The organism is Sphingopyxis sp. 2PD (assembly GCF_005503695.1).
In the GTDB taxonomy this organism is placed as follows: domain Bacteria; phylum Pseudomonadota; class Alphaproteobacteria; order Sphingomonadales; family Sphingomonadaceae; genus Sphingopyxis.
The window spans coordinates 1-11,457 of record NZ_SCMU01000046.1 but is presented as its reverse complement, the minus strand read 5'-3'; the positions used below and the strand labels follow the sequence as shown (position 1 = coordinate 11,457).

The 11,457-nt window shown below is 66.4% G+C and carries 10 protein-coding genes and 1 pseudogene; 4 read left to right on the top strand and 7 right to left on the bottom strand.

The features are described 5' to 3' along the window. Both mreC and FFS18_RS17105 read right to left on the bottom strand, forming a co-directional pair. Positions 1-848: rod shape-determining protein MreC (gene mreC / locus FFS18_RS17110; protein WP_137871766.1), on the bottom strand; the 848-nt coding region annotated here is incomplete at its 3' end. A gap of 17 nt (positions 849-865) precedes the next feature. Continuing rightward, on the bottom strand, positions 866-1,912 hold the full coding sequence (locus FFS18_RS17105) for a rod shape-determining protein (RefSeq protein ID WP_137871765.1): 1,047 nt from the start codon (positions 1,910-1,912) through the stop codon (positions 866-868). Between the two features lie 197 nt (positions 1,913-2,109). Between FFS18_RS17105 and mutL the strand changes: the two genes are divergently transcribed. Beyond that, positions 2,110-3,933, top strand: coding sequence for a DNA mismatch repair endonuclease MutL (gene mutL / locus FFS18_RS17100; protein WP_137871764.1), 1,824 nt, complete (start codon positions 2,110-2,112; stop codon positions 3,931-3,933). A gap of 3 nt (positions 3,934-3,936) precedes the next feature. Here mutL and FFS18_RS17095 read toward each other — a convergent pair whose 3' ends face one another. Genes FFS18_RS17095 through FFS18_RS17075 form a run of 5 tightly spaced genes read right to left on the bottom strand, consistent with a single transcriptional unit; the run spans position 3,937 to position 9,215 of the window. Next, positions 3,937-5,130, bottom strand: a complete 1,194-nt coding sequence (locus tag FFS18_RS17095; protein ID WP_137871763.1) for an alkaline phosphatase family protein — start codon at positions 5,128-5,130, stop codon at positions 3,937-3,939. A 42-nt stretch (positions 5,131-5,172) separates the two neighbouring features. After that, positions 5,173-6,738, bottom strand: a complete 1,566-nt coding sequence (locus FFS18_RS17090) for an alkaline phosphatase D family protein (RefSeq protein ID WP_137871762.1) — start codon at positions 6,736-6,738, stop codon at positions 5,173-5,175. Positions 6,739-6,794: 56 nt separating this feature from the next. Beyond that, positions 6,795-8,117, bottom strand: coding sequence for a hypothetical protein (locus tag FFS18_RS17085; protein ID WP_212743069.1), 1,323 nt, complete (start codon positions 8,115-8,117; stop codon positions 6,795-6,797). Positions 8,118-8,166: 49 nt separating this feature from the next. Then, positions 8,167-8,481 carry a hypothetical protein gene (locus FFS18_RS17080; RefSeq protein WP_137871761.1) on the bottom strand — a complete coding sequence of 105 codons (315 nt, stop codon included), beginning with the start codon at positions 8,479-8,481 and terminating at the stop codon, positions 8,167-8,169. Then, on the bottom strand, positions 8,478-9,215 hold the full coding sequence (locus FFS18_RS17075; RefSeq protein WP_249340447.1) for a glutaredoxin family protein: 738 nt from the start codon (positions 9,213-9,215) through the stop codon (positions 8,478-8,480). Before FFS18_RS17075 ends, FFS18_RS17080 begins: the two co-directional genes overlap by 4 nt. A 41-nt stretch (positions 9,216-9,256) precedes the next feature. Between FFS18_RS17075 and FFS18_RS17070 the strand changes: the two genes are divergently transcribed. From FFS18_RS17070 to FFS18_RS17060, 3 genes and pseudogenes are all read left to right on the top strand, one after another. Then, on the top strand, positions 9,257-9,658 hold the full coding sequence (locus FFS18_RS17070; RefSeq protein ID WP_137871760.1) for a MerR family DNA-binding protein: 402 nt from the start codon (positions 9,257-9,259) through the stop codon (positions 9,656-9,658). 416 nt (positions 9,659-10,074) lie between these two features. Next, complete coding sequence (locus tag FFS18_RS17065; protein WP_137871759.1) at positions 10,075-11,070, top strand: SDR family oxidoreductase; 996 nt, start codon at positions 10,075-10,077, stop codon at positions 11,068-11,070. Positions 11,071-11,214: 144 nt separating this feature from the next. Next, a pseudogene (locus tag FFS18_RS17060) lies at positions 11,215-11,457 on the top strand (PhoX family protein); the annotation flags it as partial.

Below are 11,457 nucleotides of genomic sequence, written 5' to 3'. Positions count from 1 at the left end.
ATATTGTCGGGGGTGTAGGGTCGCAGCACCGACACCGCATCGACCTTGCCGGGGTCGGCGAGCGGGCGCGCCAACGCCCCGTCATCCTGTCGCCGCACGACGATCGCGACCGGGATATTCGGCGGATACAGGCCGCCGGTCCCCGACGTGACCAATATGTCGCCGGGCTTGAACGGATTGTTGGCGATGTTGAGGGTGCGCACGTCGAGATCGCCGTTGCCGCGACCATAGGCCAGCGCGGGCAGGCCGTCGCGCGCGCGGCGGACGGGGACGATATTGTCGACGTCGGTCAGCAGCAGCACCTGCGACACCGAAGGGCCGCTGCTCAACACGCGCCCGATCAGCCCGTCGGCGCCGCGCACCGGCTGGCCTGCGGCGACCCCCAGATTGCGCCCGATGCTGAGCAGCGCGATGCGCTTGCTGCTCGTCGAGGTCGAGGTGAGGAGATAGCCGTTGGCGAGAGCGGTCTTGTCGGTTTCCTGCAATTTGAGCAGCGCCTTCAACTGGCGGTTCTCTTCCTGCAAGGTGCTGGTGGCGACCAGTTCACGGCGTGTTTCGGCCAGTTCGCTGCGCAACCGCCGGTTCTGCGATCCGGCGCTGACATAGGCGCCGACGCTATCGTCGATGCCTGAGATCGACCCGATCACCGACCGCGACACGCGCGCCACCGGCGCGGTGATTTCCTGGCTTGCCAGGCGAAGCTGGGCAAAGCCGACGGGGTCAACGACCGACAGGATCGCCAGAAGCAGCCCGGCGACGGCCCCCGTCACCGCGATGACATAGGCCGCGAACAGGCTGTACTGTGCCTTTCGGGATTGCCCCGGACGTCGATGTACCGGGCGGACCATGAAGCGTCTTTACCCGATCAGGCTTGCTGCAACACGCCGCGGAAGGCAGGGTCTTCCATCGCGCGGCCCGTGCCGATCGCGACGCAGGTCAGCGGGTCTTCCGCAACCGTCACCGGCAGGCCGGTTGCTTCTTTCAGCAACTCGTCCAGTTCGGCGATCAGCGCGCCGCCGCCGGTCAGCACGATGCCCTGATCGACGATGTCGGCGGCCAGTTCGGGGGCGGTGTTTTCCAGCGCGATGCGCACGCCTTCGACGATCGTGCCGATCGGTTCGGACAAGGCTTCGGCGATCTGCGCCTGATTGATGGAGATTTCCTTGGGCACGCCGTTGACGAGGTCGCGGCCCTTGATGTGGATCGTCAGGCCGGTCCCGTCGGCGGGAATGCGCGCGATCCCGAAATCCTTCTTGATCCGCTCGGCGGTCGCTTCGCCGATCAGCAGATTGTGGTGGCGGCGGACATAGCTGACGATTGCTTCGTCCATCTTGTCGCCCCCGGCGCGGACCGAGGTTGTGTAGGCGAGGCCGCGGAGCGACAGCACCGCAACTTCGGTGGTGCCGCCACCGATGTCGACGACCATCGACCCGATCGGTTCGGTGACCGGCATGTCGGCGCCGATCGCGGCCGCCATCGGTTCCTCGATCAGCCACACTTCGCTGGCACCCGCATTCGATGCGGCGTCGCGGATCGCGCGGCGTTCGACGCTGGTCGATCCCGAGGGGACACAGATCACGATTTCGGGACTGCGGAACGCATTGGGCTTGCCGCCATGCACCTTGGTGATGAAGTGCTTGATCATCTGTTCGGCGACGTCGATGTCGGCGATCACGCCGTCGCGTAAGGGGCGGATCGCCTCGATGCTGTCGGGGGTCTTGCCCATCATCAGCTTGGCGTCGTCGCCGACCGCCTTCACCCGCTTGATCCCGTTGACCGTTTCGACCGCAACGACCGACGGTTCGTTCAGCACGATGCCCTTGCCGCGCACATACACGACCGTGTTCGCGGTGCCGAGGTCGATGGCCATGTCTTGGGAATTGAATTTCAACCAGCGAGAAAAGAAGGACATCAGATTTAGTTTCCCTGTCATCGACGCCGACCCTCAGGGAAGGGCGCGCCGCCGTCGTCATTGAACCCGCGCGCCCGACCGGGGACAGGACCAATCAGGGAGAGATTCCGGCTCGGCCGACGGGGGCTGGCTGGACAATATGATAAGGCTGTGCGGGTGGGTCGCGATTTGCGTCCGACTGCGCTAGGACAGGCGTCATGTCAATACGTCGCCTGCCCGAAACGCTGGTAAATCGGATCGCAGCCGGTGAAGTGGTCGAAAGACCCGCCGCGGCGCTGAAAGAACTGGTCGAAAACGCCATCGACGCCGGTGCGAGTCGCATTTCGGTGCGAATCGCAGAGGGCGGAATATCGCGGCTGGAGGTTGAGGATGACGGCTGCGGCATGACCGCTGCCGACATGGCGCTCGCGCTCGAACGCCATGCGACCTCGAAGCTGCCCGACGACGCGATCGAGGATGTCACCACGCTGGGTTTTCGCGGCGAGGCGCTGCCGTCGATCGCCAGCGTCGCGCGGCTGACGCTCGACAGCCGGGTCGCGGGCGGCGACGGCTGGCGGCGCGTCGTCGACAATGGGGCGCACGTCGCCGAAGGACCCGCGGGGCTAGCCAAGGGCACCCGCGTCACGGTCGAGGATCTGTTCGCGCGCATCCCGGCGCGGCGTAAATTCCTGCGCAGCGCGCGCAGCGAATATGCCGCGTGCCTGGATGTCGTTAAACGGCTGGCGATGGCACGACCCGACGTCGGTTTTGTCGTCGAGCATGACGGGCGGCGCGTGCTCGACGTGCAGGGCGGGCAGGATCAATTGAGCCGCGTTGCGGCGCTGACGCAGCGCGATCTGGCGGCGAACAGCATCGGCGTCGATCTGGATCGCGGCGGCGTGCATATCGGCGGCGTGATCAGCCTGCCGACCTACAATCGCGGCATTGCGGACCATCAATATCTGTTCGTCAACGGGCGCCCGGTTAAGGACCGGCTGCTCGTCGGGGCGCTGCGCGGTGCCTATGCCGACCTGCTGGCGCGCGATCGTCATCCGGTCGTCGCGCTGTTCCTCGAGGTGCCCGGCGGCGAGGTCGATGTGAACGTCCACCCGGCGAAGACCGAGGTCCGCTTTCGCGATCCGCAGCTGATCCGCGGGATGATCGTAGGCGGCCTCCGCCGCGCGCTCGACGAGCATGGCTTTCGCAGCGTCCAGCGCCCGGCCGAGGCGGCGCTGGCGGCGTGGCAGCAGGAACCGGTTCCACCGGCGCCGCCCGCGCCGACGCTATTCGCCGCGCACTACCCCCATCCGCATGCCCCCGCGACGCACCTGTTCGGCGCCGACACCGATCCCGCCACCCATGCGCTGGTGCGCGATCGCACCGTTGATTTCGCGCCGCCGCGAGACGCACTGCCGATGGGCCGCGCCGAGGCCGCAACCGCCCCGGTGCCGCACGCCGAAGCGCATCCGCTCGGCATCGCCCGCGGCCAGATCGCGAAAACCTATATCGTGGCGGAGGCCGAGGACGGGCTGGTGATCGTCGATCAGCACGCCGCGCACGAACGGCTCGTGCTCGAACAACTCCGCCGCGGGATGAGCGGGCAGGCGGTGCCAAGCCAAGGCCTGCTGCTCCCCGAGGTCGTCGAACTCGACGAACCCGCCTGCGACCGCCTCGAAGCCGCGGCGGCGCAGCTTGCCACGCTCGGCGTCGAGCTCGAACGCTTCGGCCCCGCCGCGGTGATGGTCCGCGCGACCCCGGCGATGCTCGGCGCGATCGACTGCCGCAAACTCGTCACCGACATCGCCGATGATCTGGCGGGCTATGACGCGGCGCTGGGGCTCAACGAGCGGCTCGAACTGGTCGCCGCGACGATGGCCTGTCACGGCTCGGTGCGCGCGGGCCGCACGCTCAGCGTCGCCGAAATGAACGCGCTGCTCCGCACGATGGAGGTCACCCCGCATTCGGGCCAGTGCAACCACGGCCGCCCGACCTGGGTCAAACTGGCAATGGACGATGTGGAGAAGCTGTTCGGGCGCAAATAGCCGTCAGCGGCGCTGGTCCGCCAGAACCCCCGTCGCGTCGCTGGCAAGCGGCGGCACGCCCAGTAACGCCATCAGCAGCGGATAGACCTCGATATTGTCGACCGTGCCGACATCGCCCGACAGTCCGCTGCCATGCGCGATGAACAGCGCCAGCATTTCGGGATCGCGATTGTCATAACCGTGCGCGCCGCCCTTCACCGGCCAGGGCGGCGGACCGGCGAGGATCGACCAGCCGGGCTCGGCGATGCAGATGATCGCCGCGACGCGCGGGTTGCGGCCATAGTGGAGCTGCTTCGGCAGCGCCTCGCGGCGATGGCACGTCATATGCGCGTGCGGTTTCAGCAACGCCTGCGCGACGCGGTCGTCGGTCCCGGCGGGGGGCTCGATCGCGGCGTAGGGGCCAACCTCGACCGCGATGATGCTGGCGAGGTCGATCAGGTCGGCGAGCTGGATCACCCGGCTTTCGTCGGTCGCGCGCATGCCATGATCGGCGACGATGAGCAGCCGGGCGGGCTGCCCGAGGTCGGCAAGCCCGGCAACCAGCCTGCCGATGCGGCCGTCGACGTCGGCGATCGCTGCGTTCACTTCCGCGCTGTCGGGGCCGAAACGGTGTCCCGCGTCGTCGACCGCTTCAAAGTAAAGGGTGACGAACGCCGGGCGGATTGCGGCGGGACGGCGCATCCAGTCGAGCACCGTTGCGATGCGCTGCTCATAACCGACGTGCCGATCGTAGCGGAGCCAGTCGGCGGGCCGTGTGCCGCCGATCGCAACCTCGCTGCCCGGCCAGAACATCGTCGCGCTGCGCACCCCCGCCTTTTCCGCGGTCACCCACGCGGGTTCGGCCTGATCCCACCAAAAGGGATCGAGCGACTGTTTCGGGTCGCCCAGGCTGAACTTCTCACCCGGTCGCCGCAGGTCGATCATATTGTTCCCGACGATGCCATGATTATCGGGACGCTTGCCGGTGACCATCGCATAATGATTGGGAAAGGTCTTGGTCGGGAACGACGGGCGCAGCTTGCCGCGCGCCCCCTCGGCGGCGAGCCGCGACAGGTTGGGGGTGATCCCGCGATCGAGATAATCGGCGCGGAACCCGTCGATCGAGATCAGGATCGTGACCGGCGAACGCTCGCCATCCTGCGCCCGCGCGGTAAAGGGCAGGCAGAGGACGAGCAGCAAGAGATACAGGCGCGTCATGTGCGCTCCGCTATGACAGCGATGTGACCGCCCGGCGACACGTCACGCCATCTTGATCCCGGCAACGTCGCGTTCGACGATGCCCGTCGCGCGCTTCGACAGCGTGTTCACCGGCGTCGTCACCTTGTCGACGACCATGAAATGCGTCTGCCATGCTTCGCGCCCGACCTCGCACACCAGATAGCCGCGCTGGTCGTTGGCGAATTTCAGTTCGGGGTTTTGACCGAGAAAAACATCGGTGCCGTTGCGCCTGTCGCTGCCGTCGCCGCCGCTGGAGATTGAGGTCGCGACAAATTCGGCGCCGACGACCTTGTCCTTCAAAACCAGGTCGCCGCAGAAATTCTGATGTTCGTCGCCGGTCAGCACGACACAATTCTTGAGCCCGCCCAGCCGTGACAATATGCGCTCGCGCGGCGCTTCATAGCCCGCCCAGCTGTCGAGATTGACGATTTTCTTCGGCTCGTCGGGCTTGCGCCGCCGGTCGAGCGACATCATCGTCACCTGCTGCGCCAGCGCGTTCCACGTCGCGCCGCCCTTCGCCAGATTGCGGTTCAGCCAGTCCTCCTGCGCGCGGCCCAGCACTTGCGCCTCCTTGGCGAACACTTCGGGGCAGGCGGGTTTGAACCCGTCGCCGCACGGCTGGTCGTCGCGGTACTGCCGCGTGTCGAGCAGCTGCATCGCCATCAGATCGCCGTAGCGAAACTCGCGGTTCATCGCGACCATCCCGCCGCGCGGCAACAGCGCCTTGCGCACCGGCATATGTTCGTACCACGCCTGCATCGCCGCCTGCTTTTTCAGCATGAACACCTCGGGCGACGGTGCGTCGGGATCGTTGCCGGGCAGGTCGAGCGCCCAATTGTCGATGTCGGATACCCAGTCGTTGATGATCTCGTGATCGTCGAAACTCGACAGATGCGCGTGGACCGAGCGTACCGCCTGCTGGTCGATGTCGAGCAAGGTTTGCGCATAGGCGGCGCGGAAATCGGTGACGTCGAACAGCGCGCGCTGCTCGTACCGCCGCACGGGGCGTATCGGCAGGCCGCTGTCGTACAGATAATTCTGCTGATACTCGTAAATGAAGTCGCCATAATGATAGACGAACGCCAGGTCTTCGCGCGCCATGTGGCGATAAGCGCCGTAAAATCCGGATTCGAAATGCTGGCACCCGGCGACCCCGAATTTCAGCGCTTCGACCTTGGCACCGGGCGCGGGCAGGGTGCGGGCACGGCCGCGCAAGCTGCGCTCGCCCGCCGCAGTAAAGCGGTAATAATAGGGGCGGTCGGGTTGCAGCCCGGCCACTTCGACATGGACGCTGTGCGCCAGTTCGGGGCGCGCTAGTTCGGTGCCCTTGGCGACGACATCGCGGAACGCCGTGTCGCTCGCGACCTCCCATTCGACCGGCACATTGGTGAGCGGCATCCCGCCGTGGCGCTCCATCGGTTCGGGGGCAAGGCGGGTCCAGATGACGAAACCGTCGCTCGCCGGATCGCCCGCCGCGACGCCCAGCTTGAACGGAAAGTCGCGCAAGATGCCCTGCGCGCGGACGATCGCCGGAGCGGCAAGCCCGGCAAGGGTCGCCCCGGCAAGGAAGTGGCGGCGGTTGTACATGGCTGGGCTCCGTTGGCGCGAATCGCTGACCTTCGATAGCCCAGCCATAAGTTACATCAATGACCGATGCTCAATCGGGCAAAGACCGTCGCGCCGATCGGGTTCCGGCCATAGGCGGCCTCGAGCGCGCGCGGCTTGTCGAACGCCGCGATGCTACCGCCCAGCGCAAGGTTCAGCGGCCCGCTGATCGGCAGTCGATAGGCATAGCCCGCCTGGAATTTCGACACCCGGAACGGCACGTCGTGCAGCGGGTCGTCATGGTCGCTGAACAGCTCGTCATTCTTCACATTTTCGATCCGCCCGAACAGCGTATGACGATCGTCGATGTTCCAGTTCACCTCGGCCAGCCAAGCGGTCAGCGTGGCGCCGGGGTCGCGGTTCTTGGCGCTGAACGCGCCGGTCGCCGACAGGCCGCGCCCGTTGTTCCAATGGATGCTCGCGGTGGTGCGATGCTCGTTCTCGCCGGGATGGAACGCCTCGGGCTCTTTCAGGAAACCGTGGCTGACCTGCATTGCCAGCGATCTTGAAGGGTTCCAGGTCCCGCGCAACGACCAGCTGTCGAACCGCGGGGTTTCGATCCCCCACCGTTCTTCATTGGGCTCGCGGCCGGTAAAGACCGATCCTTCGACCTGGAACTGCGGGGTCGCGTAACCCAGCGTCGCGACGCCATAGGTGATGTGCGTCGAATCGAACCAGTGATGCGTGATCGGCGCCTCGGGATTATAGCGCGCGCTGCTGCGGTGCATGAAGGCGCTGGGGCCGATTGCCGGTTCGCCGACCGGACCGCCATAGACGAACAGGCGGGCGTTATCGCCGACGTTGACGTCGATCCGCGCCGCCAGCTCCATGAACAGGTCGTGCGGATGCTGGCGGTCGACCAGCGGCTCGCCGCCCGCGGTCTCGCCGGTTGCGAACAGGTTGGGATAGCCGCGGTTCGACATCAGCGGCTCGAGGCTCAGCATCGATTTCAGCTGGATGCGGCCCCATTCGGTCGTCTTTTCGCCCGACAGCATCGCCATCGACTGGACATAGGCCTTGTCGTCGCCGCGCGGCCCCGACTGGTCGGTATAGACGCCCCAGGCAAAGCCGTGCGCCATGACCATCCACTCGTCGCCGGCATCGATGTGCAGGCCGCTATGGCCGCCCTCGTTGGCAGGCAGGCGCGCGGTGCCCGATCCTTCGGCGGGGGTGGCCGACGGGCCGTGGCTCATGGCGCCATGGTCCATCGCGCTATGGTCGACGGCATCGGCGGCTTTGGGCTCGGCGGCGGGCATCACATGCCCGGCATGGGGATCATGCGCGCTATGGTCCTGAGCGGCGGCGGACAGCGGGAAGAGGGCGAGCGCGGCAGCGCCCGCCAGCAAAGGCGTTTTCAACATCATTATCGTCCTGACAGGATCGGAAATTCGGGGTTCGGATTTGTTGCCGTCAGGGTCGGGGAGGGGGGATGCTCGGCCGGGCGTTGGCGCCCGCCAGCGTCGCCATCGGCGGGACCGGCGGCAACAGTGCGGGCAGCGGCAGGGGGGCGGCTATCGGCGCGGGCGGGGTGCTGGCGACGCAGCCGATGCACATATGGCCCGCGCCTTTGCCGTCGTCGGCATCGGGCTGGTGGTGCGGCGTATCGGCGGGCATCGCGCCGTGGCAATCACTTGCCTGTGACTCGGCCTGCACGGGCGCAGTCACCGACGGCAGCGACAGGCCGATCAGGAACAGCGCGAGCAGGAGATGGCGGATGATCGTCACGCCAGCATCCATAGCATCCAAAATGCCATGCCGACCATTGCCAGATTTTCGGTCAGCGAAACAAAGCCCAGCGGTACCCGGCTGTCACCCCCGACGCAGGCGCATTTCAGTGCGCGCTTGTCGATATAGACCGCCTTGAACACCGACGCTGCCCCGATCCCGCCGATGAACAGTGCGACAGGGATCGACAGCCACGGCAGCGCGTGGGCGGTCATCAACACCCCCGCCAGCCCCTCGGCAAGGGGATAGATGGTCGCATAGGGTACCCAGCGCTTCGCGAGCAGGTCGTAATTGAGGAACATCGTCGCAAAGCGGTCGATATCCTGCAGTTTGAGCAGCGCGAGGACGATCATGCTGAACGAGATGAACCATTCGGCGGCGCGGAGGGTGAAGGGGTTGCCATGGACCGAAAAACTGGTCGCCAGCGCCATCAGTGCGGTCATCGCAAACAATGCGATCACGGGGGTGTAGCTCGTCGCGTCGGGGTCGGTGACCTTCAGCCCGAAATGGCGGCGCAGATCGTCATATCCGCCGATACGAACGCCGTCGATGAAGGTCTGCGGCGTCGTCTTGACGCCATGCGCGGCCTTGAACGCGTCGGTTTCCTCGCGCGTCGTCAACCAGCGGTCATCGACCGTGAAACCGCGGCTTTCGAGCAGATGTTTTGACTTGAGGCCATAGGGGCAGGTGTGTCCCGGCATGACCATGCGATGGAGGGTTGCTTGGCTTTTCATGCGCCCCATATAGCGTCCGTACTATGGTACGGAGTCAAGCGATGCAAATCACGATCGGCAAATTGGCGGCCGCGGGCGATGTCGGGGTCGAAACGATTCGCTATTACCAGCGCCGCGGGCTGATGGGCACGCCCGCGCGCAGCGGCGGCGACGGCTGGGGTGGCGGCGTGCGCCGCTATGATGAAGGCGACCTGAGGCGCCTCAAATTCATCCGTGCGGCGCAGGGCGCGGGCTTCACGCTCGACGAGATCGGCGAGCTGCTCGCGCTCGAGGCGGGCGACGACCGCGTCCGGGTCCGCACGCTCGCGCGGCAGCGAATCGAGATCCTCGATGAAAAGATCGCGCAAATGACCGCGACCCGCGCCGCACTGGCGCGCCTCGCCGATCAATGCGCGGCGGGCGGCAAGGGGCCATGCCCGATCTTGGCGGCGTTCGAGGCTTAGGATTTGCCGGGAAAAGTCGGACAGATGACGGCTTTCGACCGATAGCTGCCGTCGATCCTCCCTGTCGCGCAGCGATGGGGAGGTGGCAGCGCGGAGCGCTGACGGAGGGTCCATGGACTAACGTCGCCGCCCCTCCACCATTCGCTTTGCGAACGGTCCCGCTGGCGCTGCGCGCCGTCTGCGACTCCCCCATGGCTTCGCCACAGGGAGGATCTGTAGCATCGTCATCCCGGCGAAGGGTGTTCAGAGGCACGTGGCTCTGAAACACGATCTCGCCGCTGCGGTAGTCTGATCGGGCGAGACCCCGGCCTTCGCCGGGGTGACGATAAAAATTGACCGTCCGCTCCCCACCCCAAAAGCAGAAATTTGGCGCGGCGCACCAACTGAGGCATGATGGCGCTCCAAAGGAGAGTCCGATGCCCGATCCAATTCTTCCCAACCGCCGCCAACTCATCGCGGGAGCAGCAGCGCTCACCGCCGCCGCCCCCGCGCTGCTGCATGCCGCGACCCCGACCGCGGCGCCTTCGCTAAAAGGCCGCACGATCCTGATCACCGGCGCATCGAGCGGGTTCGGCCGCGTGGGTGCGCTCTATTATGCCAAGCTGGGCGCGAAGGTGATCGCGACGATGCGCGGGCTGCCGCGGCCCGAGGCGGACACGCTCGCCGCCGAGGCCGCGAAGGACAAGCTCGACATGCATATCGTCGAGATCGACGTGACCAGCGATGCGTCGGTCGCCGCGGGGACCGCCGAGGCGCTGAAAATTTCGCGCGGGCGGATCGACACGCTGATCAACAATGCCGGGATCGGGATCACCGGGCCGGTAGAAGTTCAGGACATGGAAGCGACGAAGCTGATCTTCGACACCAATGTCCTCGGCATCCAGCGGATGCAGCTCGCGTTGCTGCCACAGATGCGCGCCGCGAAAAACGGTCAAATCTTCAACATCTCGTCGCAGCTCGGTCGCGTCATCGTCCCCGGCGGCGGCCATTATTCGGCGACGAAATTCGCGGTCGAGGCGATGTCCGAACAGCTGGCCTATGAACTGGTCCCACACGGCATCGAGGTTACGGTGATCCAGCCCGGCGGCTACCCGACCAAGGTGTGGGTCAATCGCAACGCCTACACCGGCGCGCTGAAGGCGCGCAGCGACGCGGCGCTGCTCGAGGCCTATGCGCCCTTCACCCGGGGGATGGGGACCGAGGATGGCAGCGGGCGCAGCGCTGATCCGCTCGACGTGCCGCGCGCGATTGCCGAGATCATGGCGATGCCCGCGGGCAAGCGCCCGCTGCGCCGCGCGGTCCATCCGGGCAACAAGCCGCAGGAGGCGATCAATCGCGTGTCGGCCGAAGTTCAGCTGGCATGGCTGGGCGGCGGGGCGCTGGGGCCGCTGGTCAAGGCGGTGCACGACTGAGCCCTGCCATGTCACCAGAGTGTCATGCAAATCCTGCCTTTCTGACTTGGTGAAGCCATTTAGCTGACACCTCCCGCTGCCATCGGTGCGCCACCCAAAGCCGGACCAACCAGTCCGGGGCTCAACCGAAAACAGGGGGACTGCATGTCACATCTTACCGACGACGCCCGCGCGCCTTATCGCGGCGACACGACCAGCGATCACGCACCGGGCAGCCTGGAGGCGATCGTCGCCGCCAATCCGACGCGCCGCACCCTGCTCCGCAACGGCCTGTTCGGCCTCTCGATGCTCTCCACCACCGCGTTAGCTGCGTGCGGCGGCACCAGCGGTGATCCTGTGGTCACCCTGCCCCCGACCGCCGGGCCGAGCCCGACCCCGACCCCGACC

Coding starts and splice junctions, on each gene's coding strand:
- FFS18_RS17095 (WP_137871763.1), bottom strand. CDS start 5,130: ATGACGCGCCTGTATCTCTTGCTGCTCGTCCTCTGCCTGCCCTTTACC.
- mutL (WP_137871764.1), top strand. CDS start 2,110: ATGTCAATACGTCGCCTGCCCGAAACGCTGGTAAATCGGATCGCAGCC.
- FFS18_RS17105 (WP_137871765.1), bottom strand. CDS start 1,912: ATGTCCTTCTTTTCTCGCTGGTTGAAATTCAATTCCCAAGACATGGCC.
- FFS18_RS17070 (WP_137871760.1), top strand. CDS start 9,257: ATGCAAATCACGATCGGCAAATTGGCGGCCGCGGGCGATGTCGGGGTC.
- FFS18_RS17085 (WP_212743069.1), bottom strand. CDS start 8,117: ATGTTGAAAACGCCTTTGCTGGCGGGCGCTGCCGCGCTCGCCCTCTTC.
- FFS18_RS17090 (WP_137871762.1), bottom strand. CDS start 6,738: ATGTACAACCGCCGCCACTTCCTTGCCGGGGCGACCCTTGCCGGGCTT.
- FFS18_RS17065 (WP_137871759.1), top strand. CDS start 10,075: ATGCCCGATCCAATTCTTCCCAACCGCCGCCAACTCATCGCGGGAGCA.
- FFS18_RS17075 (WP_249340447.1), bottom strand. CDS start 9,215: ATGAAAAGCCAAGCAACCCTCCATCGCATGGTCATGCCGGGACACACC.